Below are 17,301 nucleotides of genomic sequence, written 5' to 3'. Positions count from 1 at the left end.
CTTGTTGCGCGGGGTGGCGGGGGTAGGGGGCATGGGTGTGTGTCAGTGCCCGCTCGCGGCCTTGCGGCGCGTGCGCGCGCGGATGAGGACCGCGACGAGGTTCAGGGCGAAGGTGAGCAGGAGCAGCACCATCACCGTGGCGTAGAGGAGGGGACGGGTGGCCTCCACGTCCGGCGACTGCGTGGCCAGCACGTACGTATGGTAGCCCAGGTGCATGAACTGCGAGTTCAGGCTGGAGGGAAGGTCGGGCAGGAAGTAGGCCGCGCCGGTGAAGAGGATGGGGGCCACTTCGCCCGCGCCCCGGGAGATGGCCAGCACCGCGCCGGTGAGGATGCCCGGCAGCGCGCCCGGCAGCACCACCCGCGCCAGCGTCTGCGACTGGGTGGCGCCCAGCGCGAGGCTCGCGGTGCGGTGGTCCAGCGGCACGGCGCGCAGCGCCTCTTCCGTGGACACGATGACGACGGGCAGGGTGAGCACCGCCAGCGTGAGCGACGCCCAGAGGATGCCCGGCTGCGCCCAGTGCAGCTCCTCATAGCCCAGGGCGCGGTCCAGGCCCCTGCCCACGAAGAGGATGAAGAAGCCCAGGCCGAAGAGGCCGAACACGATGGAGGGCACGCCCGCCAGGTTCGCCACCGCCACGCGCACCAGGCGGGCCAGCTTGCCGTCCGGCGGCGCGTACTCGTGCAGGTACACCGCCGTCAGCACGCCCACCGGCATCACCGCCACCGTCATCAGGAGCGTGAGCGCCGCGGTGCCGAAGAGGGCGGGGAAGATGCCGCCGCCCATCATCCCGTCGGTGGGAGACTCGGTGAGGAACTTCCAGGAGATGTGGCTCGCGCCGCCCTGCACCACGTCCAGCAGGATGAGGGCGAGCATCGCCACGATGACGAACGCGGCCAGCCCCGTGAGCGACACGAGCGAAAGCCCTACCACACGGCGCGTGGCGTGCTTCACCCGGCACCTCCCTTGAGCCGCTGGATGACCTTCTTCGTCCAGATGCCGGCCAGCATGTTCAGCACGAAGGTGAAGAGGAACAGCTCCACGCCGATGAAGAACAGCAGCGCGTAGTGGGGACTGCCCACCACCACCTCGCCCATCTCCGCGGCGATGGTGGCCGACAGCGAGCGCACGGAGTCGCCCAGGTTCGCGGACGTAATCGCCGCGTTGCCGGAGGCCATCAGGACGATCATCGTCTCACCGATGGCGCGCCCGAAGCCCAGCACGCACGCGGCGAGGATGCCGGGCGCCGCCGCCGGGAGCACGACCTTCCAGGCCGTCTCCCAGGGCGTGGCGCCCAGGGCCAGGGAAGCTTCGCGGTAGCTGCGCGGCACGGCGGTGAGCGCGTCCTCCGTCACCGTGAAGATGACCGGGACGATGGCCAGCGCCAGGCCCAGGCCCGCCACCACCGCGTTGAGCCGGGACGTGAAGCCGAACGTCTCCTGGAGGAAGGAGGCCATGACCATCAGGGCGAAGAAGCCCAGCACCACGGACGGGATGCCGGCGAGCAGTTCGATGGTGGGCTTGAGGACTTCACGCAGGCGGCGGGGCGCGAACTCCGCGGCGAACAGCGCGCCGAAGATGCCCAGCGGCACGGCCACCAGCATGGACACGGCCGTCGTCTTCAGCGTGCCGATGAACAGCGGAATCATGCTGACCTTGGGCACGTTGGACACAGGCTGCCACACGTAGGCCAGTGGTTTTCCCTTCCGCACCCACTGCGGCAGGAACATCTTGGAGAAGCTCGCCTCCTCGCGCGCCGCCGTGTCGGTGACGAGCGTCAGGGCCTCCTTCGCCACGAAGACGAGGATGAGCACCAGCGCGGCGATACCGGAGAAGGCCACCGCCGTGATGCCCCAGGCGATGAGCTTCTCCTTCAGCTGCCGCCGTCGGGCCTCGGGCGACAGCATGGGCAGCGCCACCGGGGGCGAGAGGTCCTGCTCCTGCATGACGGCCTGTCTATCGAACATGGAGCCCTCGCGCCGGGTGACAATCGTGTGACGGCCACTACTTCACAGGGAAGTAGCCGACCTGGGTGACGATGGCCTGGCCTTCGGGGGACAACGTGAAGTCGATGAACGCCTTCACGTCGCCGGCGGGCTTGTTGCGCAGGTAGAAGTACAGGTCGCGCGACAGCGGGTACTTGCCGCTCTTCACGTTCTCCGCGGACGGGGCGAAGGCCTCGTTGCCCTTCTTCACCTTCAGCTCCTTGATGCCCTTGGCGAACGCGGCGCCGCCGTAGCCGATGCCGTTCTTCTCCTTGGACACCGCGTTGACGACGGCGGCCGTGCCCGGGAGCGTCTGCGCGGCGGAGGAGAAGTCCTCACCGGCGAGCACGGTATCCTTCACGAAGACGTAGGTTCCGGAGGAGTTCTCACGCGAGTACAGGACGATGGGGGCGTCCGCGCCGCCCACGGCCTTCCACGACGTGGTGTCGCCCAGGTAGATGTCCCGCAGCTGCTCCACCGTGAGCGCGTCCAGCTTGTTGGATTCGTGGACGTAGAAGGTGACGCCGTCCCGGGCCACCGCGAGCTGAGTGGGCTCCGCCTTGGCGGTGGCCTTGAGCTTGTCCTCCTCCGCCTTCTTCATCTCGCGGCTGGACATGGCGATGTCGGTGGTGCCGTTCTGCAGGGCCGCCAGGCCCGTGCCGGAGCCGCCGCCCGTCACTTGAATCTTCATGGACGGGTTCTTCTTCATGAACGCCTCGGCCCAGCGCTGGACGAGGATGACCATCGTGTCCGAGCCCTTGACCGTCACCGTGCCCGCCTGGGCGGCGAGCGGGAGGACGGTCAGGCCGAAGGCGACGAGGCTTGAGAGCAGGGTCTTCTTCATGGGGTGTCTCCTCAGGAGGACCACTGGAGGGTAAGCAGTCGGCGACGCGTGACGATCTACGGTGCGGATGTGTCCGCTTGACGGCTCTTGGGTGACAAATGGGTGACGGCCGCTACCCGGCGGTCGGATCCACGATGCGGTAGCCGACGCCGCGCACCGTCTCCAGCAGGGCACGCGCATTGCCCAGTTTGTCGCGCAGGCGCATCACGTGCGTGTCGATGGTGCGCGTCTCCAGGGAGCTGGACAGTCCCCAGACCTCCTCCAGCAACTGCTCGCGTGACTGCACGCGGCCCAGGCGGGCCATCAGGTGCTCCATCAGGCGGAACTCCAGCGCGGTGAGGGACGTCTCCTGGCCCTCCACGTAGAAGCGGTGCGCGGTGACGTCCAGGCGCAGCGGCCCCAGGGACAACGGGGGGACGCTCTCCTTGGGCGTGGCGGAGCGGCGCAGGATGGCCTTGAGGCGCAGCACCAGCTCGCGCACGGAGAAGGGCTTGACGACATAGTCGTCCGCGCCGACCTCGAAGCCGCGGATGCGGTCCGCTTCCTCGCTCTTCGCGGTGAGCATGACGATGAGCACGTCACGCAACTGGGAGTTGGCGCGCAGGTGGCGGCAGACCTCGATGCCGGACAGGTCCGGCAGCATCAGGTCCAGCAGCACCACGTCCGGGGACTGCTCGCGAGCGGCCGCCAGCGCCGCCTCCCCGGTGAAGGCCAGGCGCGTGGAGAAGCCGGCGCCGCGCAGGTTGAAGTCGATGAGCTCGGCGAGGTCGCGCTCGTCGTCGACGATGAGAACGTGGGACATGGCGCGGCGTACTGTGCGCCCGTCCCTTCGCGCGGACGTGACGCGCCGGCAACAACTGCGTCACGTCCGTCACGGGGGGATGCCACGGCCTACAAGATGGCTCACGGGCGCCACAGTGAGCGTCCCGGCGCCGCGATCCATTGCAGGGAGAATTCGCGCCCTTCGGGCCGCAGCGCGACCGCGCAGCCTTTGCGCAGCTTGTCCGGCAGGGACTTTCCCAGCGCGAGCTCGGCGGCACGCTCCAGGGAGGGGTTGTGTCCCACCAGCGCCCAGCCCGGACCCACCTCGCGCGCCAGTTTCAGGATGTGGCGGGCCGCGCCCTTCATGGGGACGAGGGCGGGGTGGACCTCCACGTGCGACAGGCAGAGGGCCTCCGCGAGCAGCTCCGCGGTCTGCACCGCGCGCACCAGGGGACTGGTGAGGATGCCCATGAGCGGGGTGCGGCGGGCCAGCTTGCGCGCGTGCTGGCGGAAGGCGTCGCGGCCCTTCGGGGTGAGGGCGCGAGCCTCGTCGCCCAGGACGTGGGAGTCCTCGGCCACGGCGTGGCGCACCAGCAGGAGGGGCAGGTCGTGGTCGGCCATGGGCGCGGGTTGTAGCGCGGGGCCGGCCTCCGGGCGTGTGACGAACAGGTGGACAGGTGGACTACTCCACACCGCCCAGGAAGAACGCGAGCAGGAGCAGCGCGAGCACACCGGTGGTGATGGCGGCGTAGGTGCGGTCCTTCTGCGCGCGGAAGATGCCCAGCGACAGCGCCACGCGCAGCACGGGCACGGTGATCATCACCAGCAGGCCCGCCATCACGAAGGACTGTCCGCGCACCGCCATGATGCCCTCGAAGACGTCCGGCAACCGGTGGGGCACGGAGTCCGGCGAGGGGAGGCGCTGGAGCGCGTCCGGCGAGGAGAAGTAGTCCGGGTGCCGGAAGAAGGTGATGGCCATGCCGCACACGACGAGCGACAGGCTCAGGAGCACCCCGCCGCGCAGCAGGTTGCTGATGAGCAGCTCCGGCGTGAGTGGCACCACCTCCGGATGAACCGCGGGATGGCCCGCGGCGGCGGTCTCCTCGGCGGAGGGGGGGGCGGGAACCTGCAGGCTCATCCGCGAACTCCCTTGGCCAGCATCTCGTAGGACACCCACAGCAGGACGACGACGAAGAGCCTGCGCAGCGAGCCGCTCTTGAGCTTCGTGAGGTAGCGCGAGCCGGCGAAGGCGCCCACCGTCACGCCCACGCAGACGGGGCCGGCGATGAACGGGTCGATGTCGCCGCGCGCGAAGTAGATGCCCGCGCTGGCCGCCGCCGTCACGCCAATCATGAAGTTGCTGGTGGCGGTGGACACCTTGATGGGCAGCCTCATCGCCAGGTCCATGGCCGGCACCTTCAGCGCGCCGGAGCCGATGCCCAACAGGCCACTCACCGTGCCCGCCACGTACATGAGCCCCAGGCCGGTGAGGGGACGGTGGACGCGGTACGCCACCAGTTGTCCGGTGGACGCGTCGTGATAGCTGCCATGCAGGGCCAGCCGGTCCGCGAGCGCATCGGGCGCGGGCTCCTCGCGCGGCGAGCCGTCCTCGCGCAGCTTGCGCAGCATCGCGAGCGCCGAGTACGCCATCACCGTGCCGAAGAGGAAGTACAGCGCGCGGCCGTCCACGACGCCCGCGAGCATCGCGCCCGTGACGGCCCCCGCCACGGTGGCCAGCTCCAGGAACATGGCCACCCGCAGGTTCGCCAGCCCGTCGCGGACATAGGCCGCCGCCGCGCCGCTGGAGGTCGCGATGACGGACACGATGGAGGCCCCCACCGCGTAGCGGATGTCCACCTTCAGCCCGAGCGTGAGGACGGGGATGAGGATGAGGCCTCCGCCCAGGCCCAGCAGCGAGCCCAGCAGTCCCGCGCCCATGGAGACCAGCAACACGATGGCGACGAAGTTGAACGGAGTGGCGTCCAAGGCGGTGGCCATCTTCCTCCCGGGCTCCCCGCATGCAAGCCGGTTCACTCGGAGGCTGGCTGGTTGCCTGCCTTGAAGTGTCACCGCGCGCGAGGGCGGGTCGTCAGCGCTCCGGCCGTGGCTCCGGCGGTGCCCCGGGTTTCGCGTCCGGCTTCGCGTCGGGAGGCTGGGGCACGGGCCACCCCTGGAACAGGGGCCAACCCCGGTAGGGATTGCCGCGGGTCGGCGCTTCCTCGGGCGGGGGCTCTTCGTGGTGCCCGGGGTGGGGCGGGGAGCGCAGCAGCACGTAGGTCAGCACGAGGCACAGCAGGCTCATGGCGACGATGCTCCACGCGCGCGTCCGGTTCTCCATCTAGAAGCGCCCCCGCTTGAGCAGGTCGCCCTTGGAGAGCGCACCCAGCAGGTGACGGTCTCCGTCCACCACGGGCAACTGCTCCAGCGACGTGCGACCGAAGCGCGCGGCCACCTCCGACAGGGACAGGTCCGGGGTGATGGGTTGCACGCCGCTGTCCATCACGTCCGCGGCCACGGTGGCCTGGAGCAGGGAATGGTCTGGCAGGTGGCCCTTGAGGGCGTCCAGGGTGATGACGCCCAGCAGGCGCCCCTCCGCGTCGGTGACATAGAGGTCCGCGCCCGGAGGCTGCTCCAGCAGCAGCACCACCACCTCATCGAAGGGCGCGGAGGGTGGCACCCGCAGCGTCACCGGAGAGAGCATCGAGCGCACGCCCTCCTCGCGCAGCCAGTGCGGCACGGAGGCGGGCACGTGCACGTCGCGCTTCACGAGCACGGAGGTGTAGAGCGACTCCGGCTCCAGGCGGCGGCTGACGACGGCGGCCACCACGGCGGCGAGCATCAGCGGGAGGATGAGGTCGTAGTCGCCCGTCATCTCGAAGATCATCAACACGGCGGACACCGACGCGTGCGTGGTGCCGGCCAGCACCGCGCCCATGCCGAGCAGCGCGTACGCGCCACTGGGCGCCCCACCCGGAAGCACCCGCTCCACCAGCATCCCGAACGCGCCGCCCAAGAGCGCGCCGAAGAAGAGGGACGGGGTGAAGAGCCCGCCCGGCACGCCCGCGCCCGCGCACAGCGACGTCACCGCCAGCTTCGCCAGTGGCAGGAGCAAGAGCAGCGTGAGCGGCAGCGTCCCATGCAGGGCCATGTTCACGGAGTCGTAGCCGTTGCCCATGAGGTACGGCCCCGCGAGCGCGGTGGCGCCCACCAGCGTCATCGCGACGAGCGGCATGAAGGGCGTAAGCCACGCGGGCAGGCGGTCCAGCAGGTCCGAGGTGAAGTTGATGCCCCGGACGTAGAGCGCGGAGGCCCCGCCCACGAGCACGCCCAGCATGAGGGCCAGCAGCAGCTCGCGTGGGTGGGTGAGCGCGTAGTGGGGAATGACGTAGCTGGGATGATCCGCGATGAGCGTGCGCGACACGAGTGTCGCCACCACGCACGACACGACGATGGGGCCGAAGAGCTCCAGCGCGAAGCTGCCCAGCAGCACCTCCAGGCCGAAGAGCGCCGCGCCGATGGGCACGTTGTACGCGGACGCGATGCCCGCCGAAGCGCCGCACGCCACCAGGAGGCGCGCCTGTCCCGGCCCCAGCCGCAGCCACCCGGACAGCGCCGAACCGCTGGCCGCGCCCGTCTGCAGGAGGGCACCTTCGCGGCCCAGGGGAGCCCCCAGTGCCACCGCGATGATGGAGACGAAGCCCCGGAGCAGCGCGCGCGGGAAGGGCAGCCGTCCGGACTTCACCCAGATGGATTCGATGATGCCCGCGGTGCCGTGGCCTCGCAGGGGTTGCCCGACGATGAGCGACACCAGCGTCACCAGCGCGCCGCCGAGCACCGGCACCAGGAACCGGCGCCAGCCCGGGGACGCGAGCGCGCCTGCGAGGAAGTGCTCGGTGTTGCTCTGCCAGAACAGGTGCTGGGTGAAGCGCAGCACGGCGAGGAGCGCCACCGCGCCCAGGCCGGAGATGAGGCCCACGCCCACCACCAGGACCCAGAACCGCCGCTCCTGTCCCAGCAGGCCCCGGAGGATCCGCCGCAGCCAGGGCGACGGGGCCCCCGTCCTCAAATCCGGGTGGACTGCTGCGGGTTCAGGCATGGCCTCCACACTTGTCCAATGCAGGGACGCGCTAAGGGCCTTCCCTGGAAACGATGCACTGCCTCCAGGGCCTCGCCCGTCCGGCCGTCAGGTGGACGGGAGGGTTACTTGCGCGCCGGAGGCTCTCCCGAGGCGCGGCGCGCGGGCTGCCGTGCTCCGGATTCCCGGGGGGAAGGCGAGGCTGCGGGGGCGGGGCCCGCCTGTTCGGAGGTGAGGCCCAGGTGGATGCCCGCCGGCGGGTTCTTCAGCACGGATTCGGTCCGGGTCGCGGACTCGGTGACGTCCGGCGCGAAGCGGTCCGCCAGCTCCGCGGCGGCGTCACTCAGGTCGCGGTGCGCGACGATGGTGCGCTCCAGCGTCTTGTTGAGGCGGGCCGACGTGTCGAACGTCTGCCGCGACTCGTCCGAGGCAGGCAGGGAGTCCTGGTAGGAGAACGCGAGCGTCGCGTCCCGGCGCAGCGCATCCAGCAGGCGGGCCAGTTGCTGTTGAAGCTCCGCATCCTGCTCCGCGCGCTTGCGCTCGAGCAGGCCGCGCTCTCCGCCGAACCAGACGCGGCCCGAGCGCCCGAAGCCCTCGTCCACCGAGGCCACGGGCAGGTCCTCCAGCACGACGAGCGGATGCACGCGGCGCGGGAAGTCCTGGCTGTACAACGCGAAGAGCAGGGAGCCGTCCGCGCGCGGGAACACCGCCGCGGTGCGCGAGCCGAAGGGGAAGAAGGGCGTGGCGGACACCTCCGCGCGCTTCGTCATGCGCGCGCGGGCCAGCGCATCCAGCGGCGTGTTGGCCTCGGCGCGCTTGGGCGTCCGGCGCAGGTTGTTCATCAGGTCGCGCGCCTGGTCGATGCCCACCACCACGTTGAGCGCGCTGCCGCGCGAGTAGCCCGCGTGGTAGACGCCGACGAGCTCGAACTCGCCCGTCTTGCAGGAGATTGCGAGCACGGGCGACCCCGAGCTGCCCTGCGACAGGAGCGCGTCGATGACGAAGTCGTCGTGGTACCACTCCTTGTACTCGTCGCGGTCGTAGGCGGAGATGACCTTGCCCATGTTGGTGGCGTTGAAGACGCCCAGGGGGAAGCCGCGCACGTCCACCACGTCGCGCTCGCGCACGCCCGCGCTCCGGCCCACCTTCCACGGCAGCACCGTCAGCGGGGTCTTCGACTTGATGACGGCCAGGTCCAGCTGCGGATCCACCACCGCCTTGGACAGCGGGATGTCATCGCGGTCGTACGCGTCCGCCTCGTTCTCCACGATGCTCAGGCCGTCCTTCACGCGCTTGCAGCCGGAGGCCACGTTCTCCACGGGATGCGCGTCGCTGGTGACGTCCGGCCACTCCACCACGTGCTCGTTGGTGAGCAGCAGCGTCTCCCCGGCCTGCTGCCGGTACGCGAACGCGGTGCCGTGCGCGGACACCGACGTGCGCGTGCGCCGCATGTTGCCCTCCGCGCCGTAGGACAGGCACTCGTACACGGCGGTGCTGCGCACGCAGTACGTGTACTTCTTCTTCACCGACTGCTCGAAGGCGCGGGCCTGGGCTGACAGCGCGCTGTAGCTGTCCGCGTACTCGCCCTCGCAGAAGGGCGCGGGTTCCGGCGTGCTGGCCTGGGGCTGGGCCTGCGGCGGTTCGGTGGGGGGAGGCGGCTGCGCACCCGCCGTGGCCAGGGATACCGCCACCACCGACAGTCCGACCGTCCACCAGACCATGTCCCCTCCCTCTGTGAGTGTCGTCGCCTCTTTGTTGCTAAGGCTCCCGGCGCCCGCGCGCACCTGTGCGTGCGGTGCGCACGACGGAATTCGAGCCGAACAAAGCCCGCTGTCCGTCAGAAGCGACGGCGGGCCTGTCCATTCCCGGACGGGACCGCCCCACGCGCACGCACCCGGTGGGCGGAACGCTCACCCGTCCAGGTCGCCGAGCGCGTCGAGCGGCAGCGGCGCCGCACCCGTCACCGTGCCATCCATGTCCGTGGGGAGCGTGGACGGGTCGATTTCCGGCGGCGGGTGGTTCTCGAAGGGCGCGGCGACCGTGGGCCGCGAGGAGGCGGCGGCACCGGGAGGCGGCCGCAGCACGGGCCCCGGAGGAGGCAGCCCCGAGTGCCGCCGCGCGGCCTCCATCAGGGCGTTGTGGTGGCGGTATCGCGCTTCCACGAGCTTGTGGATGAGCAGCGGTCCGCCGGGCACGCGGCGCGCGGTGAGGGCCTGGGTGGCCTTGCGCACCGGGTAGCGCACGCGGCGGATCTGCACGCGCCAGCCCTTGGGGGTGAAGGTGAAGACGCCGTAGGCGGGGCGCAGGTCACCGTCGCGCGGGATGCCGGCGCTGGCCACGTCCGCGATGAGCATCCGGCCCACGCGCCGACGGTAGGGGAAGTGCAGGTGGCCGAAGGCGCACGCGGCCGCGTCCAGGTGCGTGAAGAAGCGGCGCACGGCGTGGTCGTCCAGCGTGGGGTCCAGCGACTCTTCCAGGTTGCGCGGGTTGGCGTGGCAGATGAAGAGGTCCTGCCCCTTGCGCGGCGTGTAGCGCAGCGAGAAGGGCATCTGTCCCAACTGCTGCAACAACTGGTCGCCCAGCTGGTCGCGTGTCCAGCGCAACAGCTCCGTCTTCCAGTGGTCCCGTTCGCGGTACGCGCCGCCCAGGTAGTTGCCGGCGAGGTACGCGTCCGTGTTGCCCATGATCAGCGCGTTGCAGCGGCTGAAGAGCAGCTCCACCGTCTCGCGAGGATGGGCGCCGCGCAGGGCCAGGTCTCCGGCCGCGACGATGTAATCCGGCGCCACCGATTTGGTGATGTCGTCCAGCACGGCCTCGCAGGCCGGAAGGTTTCCGTGAATGTCCGCGAGGATGGCGACCCGCATGGCCGCCCCCATCCTAGCCCGTCGCAGCCGTCGGGCCAGCCGCCGAGGGTAGAAAAATGACGAAGGTGCTGCCCGCGTTCGGCTGGCTCTCCACCTTCACCTCGCCATCCATCGCACCCATCAGGTGCTTCACGATGGAAAGGCCCAGCCCCGTGCCCCCCATGTCCCGGCTGCGACCCTTGTCCACCCGGTAGAATCGCTCGAAAATCCGGGAAAGATGCTTGGGCTCGATTCCCACGCCTGTGTCGCGCACCCGCACCACGCACCGGCCGCCCTCATACGCTCCGTCCACGTCCACCCGTCCACCGGCGGGCGTGTACTTCACCGCGTTGTCGAGCAGGTTGAGGAGCACCTGCTCGATGGCCCGCCCATCCCCCAGGGCCACCAGCCCCGGCGGGATGTGCAGGCCCAGGTGCTGGTTCTTGCCCTCGGCCTTGGGGCGCACGCCTTCCGCGGCGCGGGAGACGGCCAGCGCGAGCGGCACCTCCGTGCGCTGGAAGGTCATCTCGCGAGCCTCCAGGCGGGACAGCTCCAGCAGGTCCTCCACCAGTTCGGAGAGCCGCTCGGACTGGCGGTGGATGATCTCCACCATGCGGGGGGCGACCTGGGCGTCGTTGAGCGCGCCGCTCTGGAGCGTTTCGGCATAGCCTCGGATGGCGGTGATGGGCGTGCGCAGCTCGTGGGAGACGTTGGCCACGAAGTCCTTGCGCACCTTCTCCAGTCGGCGCAGCTCGGTGACGTCGTGGAAGACGGCGGCGCTGCCGGGCAGGTCGCGGCCCACGGGCGTCACGCGCACGGCCAGCGTGCGGGAGAACAGGCCCTCGAGCGTCAGCTCCAGCCGCGTCGAAGCTCCCTCCTGGCATGCGCGGGCCACCGCGTCGTTGAGGGCCTCGTTGCGGATCAGCGCGAGCGGCCGCTGGCCTACGATGGCGCCCTGCGCGGGCCGCAGCATCTCCGAGAGCGCGTCGTTGTGGCGCACCACGGTGCCCTCCGCGTCCGTCACCCAGAGGCCCTCGGCCATGCCGTCCAGCACGGCGGTGAGGGTGCGCGCCTCCTGGTTGAGCGCCGCGTTCTGGGTGGACAGCCGGTCATCCAGCGTGTCGATGGCGTCTTCCAACTGCGCCAGGTCGTCGGTGCGCTCCACGCCGGCGGGGAACATCACGCCTTCGGCCAGGGACTGCGTCTTCTGGGTCAGGGCGCGCAGCTGGCGTTCCATCGCCACGCGGCTGGTGCCCAGCGCCAGCGCGGAGCCCGCCAGGGTGACGAGGCCGGCGGCGAGCGCGCCGGTGGGTTGGCCGAACAGCACGAGCAGCGTGGCCACCAGCAGGGCGGGGACCAGCAGGGCCAGGAGCGTGGAGCGCAGGGGCATGGCGGGCCGTTTCAGGGAGGGCTGAGCTTGTAGCCCACGCCGCGCACGGTCTCGATGATGTCGCCCGCGGGGCCCAGCTTCTCGCGCAGCCGCTTGATGTGTGTGTCCACGGTGCGGGTGTGGATCTCCGCCTGGATGCCCCAGACATCGGAGAGCAGCACCTCGCGCGTCTGCACCCGGTCCATGCGCTCCAGCAGGGTGCGCAGCAGGCGGAACTCCAGCGCGGTGAGCACCACCTCCTCGCCCTTGACGCGCACCTGGTGGCGGGACGTGTCCAGGCTGATGTCGCCCGCGCCCAGCACCGCGGCGGGGCCTTCCTCCGCGTCCGCGCGGCGCAGCACGGCCTTCACGCGCAACAGCAGCTCGCGCACGGAGAAGGGCTTCACCACGTAGTCGTCCGCGCCCAGCTCCAGACCCTGGATGCGGTCGGCCTCCTGGCCCTTGGCGCTGACGATGACGACCGCGGCCTTCTTGAGCTCCGCGTCGTTCTTGAGCATGCGGAGGACCTCACCGCCTGCCACGTCGGGCAGCATCAGGTCCAACAGCACCAGGTCCGGAGGTTGTGCCCGGGCCCGAGCCAGGCCCCCGGCGCCGGTGTTCGCCGTGTCGGTCTCGAAGCCCGCCGCGCGGAGGTTGTATTCGACGAGCCCGGCCAGGTCCTGCTCGTCCTCGATGATGAGGATGCGCGCCATGAAGGTTGCTCCCGCGAGGGGGATGGAATGCGTGGCGTCCCGTAACAGATTGGTTTCGGCCCGCTGGGGACAACCATGTGACATCCGCGCACCATGCCTGCCCGCTTCCCCCTGGAAGGGGCAGGAGGCCTCAGCGCGAGAACACCGGATCACACGCCTGTTCGGTCAGCTCGATGGGCGCCGCCACCAGCGCCGCGTTGCGACCGGCGTTCACCTCGCGCAGGTAGTTGCAGGAGCTGCCCAGGAAGCGAGTCGGCGTGTCGGCGGACAGGGCCTCGATGACGAGCGCGTAGTCGCGCCCCACCGGCACGTCCACGGCCAGCTCCATCGCCGCGCCTCCGGGCGCGGAGGGAAAGCGCAGCGTGCGCCCCGACTTGCCGTCCGCGTCCTTCAGCTCCAGCAGCGCGCCCGACTCCACCTGGGCTGACAGGCAGGTGCGTTGCAGCTCCGTGCAGTGGCGCTTCGCGCCGTCCTTCAGCACGGCCACCTGGTAGGCGCCCACCTGACTGGCGACGGCGCGGCTCAAGGTGATCTCCAGTCCCACGGGCAGGGTGTCCGGAGCGGCGTCCGGCCCACAGCCCGCGAGCAGGGCACCCCAGCCCAGCAGCAGGCACAAGCTTCTTTGGTGTCTCATGGGAGGGCGTCCTCCACGCGGATGGTGATGGGAACCCGGCCCCGGTCCTCGGAGGAGGTGAGGGCGACCACGCCCGCGGTGCCGCCAATGGCCACCGCGCCCACGGCCACCCAGACCCAGGGGCTCTTGTACCAGGGGCGTCCCTGGCCTTCGGTCAGCGTGGCGGCCGGAGCGTTCCGGGAGACCACCTGGAAGAGGAGGGGATGGAACGGGTCCCCACGTCCGGCCAGACGGCGCTGCGCCGCGTCCACGACCTCGAAGTAGTACTCCACTTCATAGGAGGTGCTCTCCACGGGCAGCTCGTAGGAGGGCAGCACGGCGCGGTAGCGCTCCGGCTGGGAGCGGTCGCGAACGAAGTCCACCGACGAGAAGCCCTGGGCCCCCGCGCGCCGGTAGAACAGGCGCGCCCGAGCGCCCAGCGCCATGTCGCGCAGCGTGGCCTCCACCTGGACCGTTTCTCCGGGGGCGGGGTCCGGGATGGGGTCCACCTCCAGGGTGACGGGGAGGACGCGGCGGTTCTTCAGGTCGTCCTTCAGCTTCGCGAACAGGGCGCGAATCTTGGGGGGCGCGGAGCGGGTCAGCTCGAAGTCCGGCCGGGCCTGGAGCAGCTTCTCGTAGGCGCCTCGCGCCAGGGCCTCGTCCCCCACGTAGAGGGCGGTGAGGCCCTGCAGGCGGTAGAGCTCCACCAGCTCGTCGTCCGTGACGTCGGGGGCATCCAGCCCGCGCTGCACCACGTCCAGCGTTTCCTTGAAGCGGCCGGCCTCCAACAGCTCGCGCGCCTCGGCGATGGCGGGACTGGCCGGTCCCAGCTGGAAGAGGGGAGGCGGGGGAAGGGGCACACGGGCCTGCGCCGGCAGGGCGAGCGTCAGCCCGAGTCCCGCGACGCAGAGTGCGCCCCGCCAGCGTCGGGCGGGGGTGCGCATCAGAAGTAAACCTACCAGAGCGCTGTTGAAGGGATCCACGCGACGAAGGCCGGCGCCCATCCGGGGCGGTGGCACCGTCCCGGGACCAGGGTGAAAATCCGGCGTGTTGACTGACGGGGGGACTCCCTCTATGTTGCGCGCCCTTTTGGATGGGACGCCTCGTAGATGCTCGTAAAGATTGAACAAATCAAAGATGCGGGGCTGAAGCTCGACGAGCCCATCGCTCTTGGGCTCCTGTCGGACGTCCTGGGTGGCGCGGCGTCGGGTCATGACACCGGCTTCCAGGCCACCCAGCCGTCCACGCTCCATGCCTTCCTGCGCAAGCTCAGCGGCGGTGTGCTGCTGCAGGGCAGCTTCACGCTCGACGTGAACGCCCCCTGCAAGCGCTGCATCACCGACGTGAAGATGTCCATCCCGGTGTCCTTCACCATCAATCTGGTGCCCGAGTCCCTGGCCCGGGGCGATGACTTCAAGGACGACGACGAGAAGGTGATGGAGAAGAAGGAGCGCGCCCAGGGTGAGTCGGGCGGCACCTTCGCCATCAACGATACGGATGAGCAGGTGTTCGACGGAAAGAAGATCGATCTGGATCCGATCGTCCGAGAACAGGTATTGCTCGCCCTGCCGATGAACGCGGTCTGCCGTGAAGACTGCCAGGGGCTCTGCTCGCAGTGCGGCCAGAACCTCAATGATAAGAAGTGCGGATGCACGCCGAAGGTCTCCGACCCTCGACTGTCGCCGCTGATGAACATCAAGCTGAACTGACGGTCCCTATGCCCCTCGCAGGTCGCGAGGGGGGACGGGTCCATGCCGAGGTGAGTCGTGGGAGTTCCCAAGAAGCGGACGTCGAAGATGCGCCGGGACCGTCGTCGGGCGGGCAACAACAACCTGCGGTTCGCCGTGCAGGTCATCAAGTGCACCAAGTGCAAGGAGCCCGTGATGCCGCACCGCGCCTGCGCGGCCTGTGGCAACTACGGGGGCCGTGAAGTCATCGCGACCGCCGCGGAGTAGTTGAAAGGCGGATGACGCCGGTGCGGCTCGTCCTCGACGCGATGGGTGGCGACCACGCCCCTGACGCCGTCGTGGAAGGGGGCGTGCTGTTCGCGCGAGCGTATCCCGGGCACGAACTCGTGCTGGTCGGGGACGCTACGCGTGTACGCCCCGTATTGGAGCGCGCCGGTGCTCCTGCCAACGTCCAGCTCCACCACGCGTCGGAAGTGGTGGAGATGGACGACCCCGCAACCGCTGCGTTCCGACGCAAGCGGGACTCCTCGCTCCGGGTGGGCTTCGCGCTCGTTCGGCAAGGGGAGGCGTCCGCCCTGGTCTCCGCCGGCAACTCTGGCGCGGTGATGGCCGGTGGCATGTTGACGCTCGGTCGGATTCCCGGCGTGGAGCGTCCGGCCATCGCGGCCCTGTTCCCGGCCCTCAAGGGCAACGGCCGCTGCCTGCTGCTGGACGCGGGCGCCAACGTGGACTGCCGCCCCTCGCACCTGGCCCAGTTCGCCGTGCTTGGCGAGGCCTACCTGCGCACCCGCCTGGGCGTGCAGCGTCCCCGCGTGGCGGTGCTCTCCAACGGCGAGGAAGCCTCCAAGGGCACGCAGTTGACGCGGGACGCCAGCGCGCTCCTGCGGCGCTCGGACCTGGACTTCGTGGGCTATGTGGAGGGCAAGGACCTGTTCTCCGGGGACGTGGACGTCGTCGTCACCGACGGCTTCACCGGCAACATCGTCCTCAAGACGTCCGAGGGCGTGGGCATGGGCATCACCGGCCTGCTGCGCTCGGCGATCGAAAAACGCGGTGGCCTGCCAGAGAAGCTGGGCGCGCTGTTGCTCAAGCCCACCCTCGCGGGCCTGCGCCGCGTCATGGACTACGCCGAATATGGCGGCGCGCCGCTCCTGGGGCTCCAGGGGGTGGGCATCGTCGCGCACGGCCGGTCGTCCCCTCGCGCCATCCACAACGCGCTCGTCACCGCGCTCCAGCACGTGCGCGCGGGGGTGCAGGAGGAGCTGACGCGCTGCATCGCCAATGCCGCCTCCTGGCTTCCTCCCCACACCCGGGGAAGGAAGGCGGAGACGGAAGAGGTTCCTGATTAGCGCGCGTGGCCCGGGGGATGGGCGCCGACGGCGCTTCCATCGGAGAAACCCGTGTCACGCACCCAGATCCTCGGTACCGGTTCCTATGCTCCTGCCCGTGTCCTGACCAACCAGGACCTGGAGCAGCTCGTCGACACGTCCGATACGTGGATCCGCGAGCGGACCGGCATCCAGGAGCGCCGTCAGGCCGCGCCGGACGAGGCGACGAGCGACCTGGCCGTGCAGGCGTCCCGCCATGCGCTCCAGATGGCGGGCGTGGAGCCAGAGGAACTGGACCTCATCGTCGTGGGCACCGTCACTCCGGACATGCCCATGCCGTCGTGCGCCGCGCTGGTGCAGGCGAAGCTGGGGGCCCGCCGCGCGTTCGCCTTCGACGTGTCCGCCGCGTGCGCCGGGGCCCTCTATGCCCTGAGCGTGGCGGATCAATTCGTGCGCACGGGGCAGGTGAAGCGGGCGCTCGTCGTGGGCGCGGAGTTGCTCACCCGCGCGGTGGACTGGAGCGACCGCAACACCTGCGTCCTCTTCGGGGACGGCGCGGGCGCGATGGTGCTGGGCCCAGGGTCTGCTTCGGACGACGGCCCGGAGGCCATGGCGCCCCGCGGCATCCTCTCCACCTGCCTGCGCACCGATGGTTCGATGGCCGACCTCCTCTGCATCCCCGCGGGCGGCTCGCGCACCCCCGTCACCGCGGACAACGTGGATGCAAATCTTCACAAGCTCAAGATGAACGGGAAGGAGGTGTTCCGCTTCGCCGTGCGTGCGCTGGTGGAATCCACCCAGGCTTCGTTGGGGTCCCACGGGATGAATCCGGGGCAGGTGGACCACGTCATCGCGCATCAGGCCAACCTGCGCATCCTGGAAGCCGTGCTGCAGCGTCTGGAAATCCCGCGCGAAAAATGCTGGCTCAACCTGCACAAGTACGGCAACACGTCGTCCGCCTCGCTGCCCATGTCGCTGGACGAGGCGCAGCGCGCTGGCCGCCTCAAGCGCGGTGACGTCATCGCGATGATGGCCATTGGCGCGGGCATGGCGTGGGGCAGCGCGGTGGTGCGCTGGTAGG

Annotated in this window: 19 protein-coding genes; 4 read left to right on the top strand and 15 right to left on the bottom strand. The window is 70.1% G+C overall.

Going from position 1 to position 17,301, the window contains the following annotated elements; translation table 11 throughout:
• Positions 1–42 precede the first annotated feature (42 nt).
• From pstA to OV208_RS08720, 15 genes are all read right to left on the bottom strand, one after another.
• Positions 43–954: a phosphate ABC transporter permease PstA gene (gene pstA / locus OV208_RS08790; protein WP_267573374.1), complete on the bottom strand. Its 912-nt coding sequence runs from the start codon at positions 952–954 to the stop codon at positions 43–45.
• Complete coding sequence (pstC, locus tag OV208_RS08785) at positions 951–1,946, bottom strand: phosphate ABC transporter permease subunit PstC (protein WP_267573440.1); 996 nt, start codon at positions 1,944–1,946, stop codon at positions 951–953. Before pstC ends, pstA begins: the two co-directional genes overlap by 4 nt.
• Positions 1,947–2,004: 58 nt before the next feature.
• The gene (locus tag OV208_RS08780) at positions 2,005–2,829 is read right to left on the bottom strand and encodes a phosphate ABC transporter substrate-binding protein (RefSeq protein WP_267573373.1); all 825 of its coding nucleotides are present in this window, start codon (positions 2,827–2,829) and stop codon (positions 2,005–2,007) included.
• A 112-nt stretch (positions 2,830–2,941) separates the two neighbouring features.
• Positions 2,942–3,631 (bottom strand): response regulator, encoded by a 690-nt coding sequence (locus OV208_RS08775; RefSeq protein WP_267573372.1) that lies wholly within the window; start codon positions 3,629–3,631, stop codon positions 2,942–2,944.
• A gap of 101 nt (positions 3,632–3,732) precedes the next feature.
• Positions 3,733–4,212 carry a SixA phosphatase family protein gene (locus OV208_RS08770; RefSeq protein ID WP_267573371.1) on the bottom strand — a complete coding sequence of 160 codons (480 nt, stop codon included), beginning with the start codon at positions 4,210–4,212 and terminating at the stop codon, positions 3,733–3,735.
• Between the two features lie 61 nt (positions 4,213–4,273).
• Positions 4,274–4,729: a DUF1634 domain-containing protein gene (locus OV208_RS08765; protein ID WP_267573370.1), complete on the bottom strand. Its 456-nt coding sequence runs from the start codon at positions 4,727–4,729 to the stop codon at positions 4,274–4,276.
• Positions 4,726–5,589, bottom strand: a complete 864-nt coding sequence (locus OV208_RS08760) for a sulfite exporter TauE/SafE family protein (protein WP_267573369.1) — start codon at positions 5,587–5,589, stop codon at positions 4,726–4,728. Before OV208_RS08760 ends, OV208_RS08765 begins: the two co-directional genes overlap by 4 nt.
• Before the next feature lie 91 nt (positions 5,590–5,680).
• On the bottom strand, positions 5,681–5,929 hold the full coding sequence (locus OV208_RS08755) for a hypothetical protein (protein WP_267573368.1): 249 nt from the start codon (positions 5,927–5,929) through the stop codon (positions 5,681–5,683).
• Entirely contained in the window at positions 5,930–7,687 is a 1,758-nt protein-coding gene (locus OV208_RS08750; protein ID WP_267573367.1) for a chloride channel protein, read from the bottom strand. It lies immediately after the preceding gene.
• A 104-nt stretch (positions 7,688–7,791) separates the two neighbouring features.
• Positions 7,792–9,387 (bottom strand): S1C family serine protease, encoded by a 1,596-nt coding sequence (locus OV208_RS08745; RefSeq protein WP_267573366.1) that lies wholly within the window; start codon positions 9,385–9,387, stop codon positions 7,792–7,794.
• 189 nt (positions 9,388–9,576) lie between these two features.
• Positions 9,577–10,530, bottom strand: a complete 954-nt coding sequence (locus OV208_RS08740; RefSeq protein WP_267573365.1) for a metallophosphoesterase family protein — start codon at positions 10,528–10,530, stop codon at positions 9,577–9,579.
• A 13-nt stretch (positions 10,531–10,543) separates the two neighbouring features.
• A complete protein-coding gene (locus OV208_RS08735) occupies positions 10,544–11,899 on the bottom strand; it encodes a sensor histidine kinase (RefSeq protein WP_267573364.1) in 1,356 nt (451 codons plus the stop codon).
• An 11-nt stretch (positions 11,900–11,910) separates the two neighbouring features.
• Positions 11,911–12,591, bottom strand: a complete 681-nt coding sequence (locus OV208_RS08730) for a response regulator (protein ID WP_267573363.1) — start codon at positions 12,589–12,591, stop codon at positions 11,911–11,913.
• 130 nt (positions 12,592–12,721) lie between these two features.
• Positions 12,722–13,225: a hypothetical protein gene (locus OV208_RS08725; protein ID WP_267573362.1), complete on the bottom strand. Its 504-nt coding sequence runs from the start codon at positions 13,223–13,225 to the stop codon at positions 12,722–12,724.
• A complete protein-coding gene (locus tag OV208_RS08720; RefSeq protein WP_267573361.1) occupies positions 13,222–14,148 on the bottom strand; it encodes a hypothetical protein in 927 nt (308 codons plus the stop codon). The genes OV208_RS08725 and OV208_RS08720 overlap by 4 nt, the downstream gene beginning before the upstream one ends.
• A gap of 165 nt (positions 14,149–14,313) precedes the next feature.
• Here OV208_RS08720 and OV208_RS08715 point away from each other — a divergent pair, with 165 nt between their 5' ends.
• From OV208_RS08715 to OV208_RS08700, 4 genes are read left to right on the top strand one after another with little or no spacing between them, the layout of a single operon-like run.
• Positions 14,314–14,913, top strand: a complete 600-nt coding sequence (locus OV208_RS08715) for a YceD family protein (RefSeq protein WP_267573360.1) — start codon at positions 14,314–14,316, stop codon at positions 14,911–14,913.
• A 57-nt stretch (positions 14,914–14,970) separates the two neighbouring features.
• Positions 14,971–15,159, top strand: coding sequence for a 50S ribosomal protein L32 (gene rpmF, locus OV208_RS08710; protein ID WP_267573359.1), 189 nt, complete (start codon positions 14,971–14,973; stop codon positions 15,157–15,159).
• Between the two features lie 20 nt (positions 15,160–15,179).
• A complete protein-coding gene (plsX, locus tag OV208_RS08705; protein WP_267573439.1) occupies positions 15,180–16,241 on the top strand; it encodes a phosphate acyltransferase PlsX in 1,062 nt (353 codons plus the stop codon).
• Between the two features lie 51 nt (positions 16,242–16,292).
• The gene (locus OV208_RS08700) at positions 16,293–17,300 is read left to right on the top strand and encodes a beta-ketoacyl-ACP synthase III (RefSeq protein ID WP_267573358.1); all 1,008 of its coding nucleotides are present in this window, start codon (positions 16,293–16,295) and stop codon (positions 17,298–17,300) included.
• The last annotated feature ends 1 nt before the right edge of the window (position 17,301 follow it).

It is taken from the genome of Corallococcus sp. bb12-1, from assembly GCF_026626765.1.
GTDB classification, from domain to species: domain Bacteria; phylum Myxococcota; class Myxococcia; order Myxococcales; family Myxococcaceae; genus Corallococcus; species Corallococcus terminator.
This window is presented reverse-complemented; position numbering and strand designations above follow the sequence as displayed.

Coding starts and splice junctions, on each gene's coding strand:
- pstC (WP_267573440.1), bottom strand. CDS start 1,946: ATGCAGGAGCAGGACCTCTCGCCCCCGGTGGCGCTGCCCATGCTGTCG.
- OV208_RS08780 (WP_267573373.1), bottom strand. CDS start 2,829: ATGAAGAAGACCCTGCTCTCAAGCCTCGTCGCCTTCGGCCTGACCGTC.
- OV208_RS08775 (WP_267573372.1), bottom strand. CDS start 3,631: ATGTCCCACGTTCTCATCGTCGACGACGAGCGCGACCTCGCCGAGCTC.
- OV208_RS08770 (WP_267573371.1), bottom strand. CDS start 4,212: ATGGCCGACCACGACCTGCCCCTCCTGCTGGTGCGCCACGCCGTGGCC.
- OV208_RS08765 (WP_267573370.1), bottom strand. CDS start 4,729: ATGAGCCTGCAGGTTCCCGCCCCCCCCTCCGCCGAGGAGACCGCCGCC.
- OV208_RS08760 (WP_267573369.1), bottom strand. CDS start 5,589: ATGGCCACCGCCTTGGACGCCACTCCGTTCAACTTCGTCGCCATCGTG.
- OV208_RS08755 (WP_267573368.1), bottom strand. CDS start 5,929: ATGGAGAACCGGACGCGCGCGTGGAGCATCGTCGCCATGAGCCTGCTG.
- OV208_RS08750 (WP_267573367.1), bottom strand. CDS start 7,687: ATGCCTGAACCCGCAGCAGTCCACCCGGATTTGAGGACGGGGGCCCCG.
- OV208_RS08745 (WP_267573366.1), bottom strand. CDS start 9,387: ATGGTCTGGTGGACGGTCGGACTGTCGGTGGTGGCGGTATCCCTGGCC.
- OV208_RS08740 (WP_267573365.1), bottom strand. CDS start 10,530: ATGCGGGTCGCCATCCTCGCGGACATTCACGGAAACCTTCCGGCCTGC.
- OV208_RS08735 (WP_267573364.1), bottom strand. CDS start 11,899: ATGCCCCTGCGCTCCACGCTCCTGGCCCTGCTGGTCCCCGCCCTGCTG.
- OV208_RS08730 (WP_267573363.1), bottom strand. CDS start 12,591: ATGGCGCGCATCCTCATCATCGAGGACGAGCAGGACCTGGCCGGGCTC.
- OV208_RS08725 (WP_267573362.1), bottom strand. CDS start 13,225: ATGAGACACCAAAGAAGCTTGTGCCTGCTGCTGGGCTGGGGTGCCCTG.
- OV208_RS08720 (WP_267573361.1), bottom strand. CDS start 14,148: ATGCGCACCCCCGCCCGACGCTGGCGGGGCGCACTCTGCGTCGCGGGA.
- OV208_RS08715 (WP_267573360.1), top strand. CDS start 14,314: ATGCTCGTAAAGATTGAACAAATCAAAGATGCGGGGCTGAAGCTCGAC.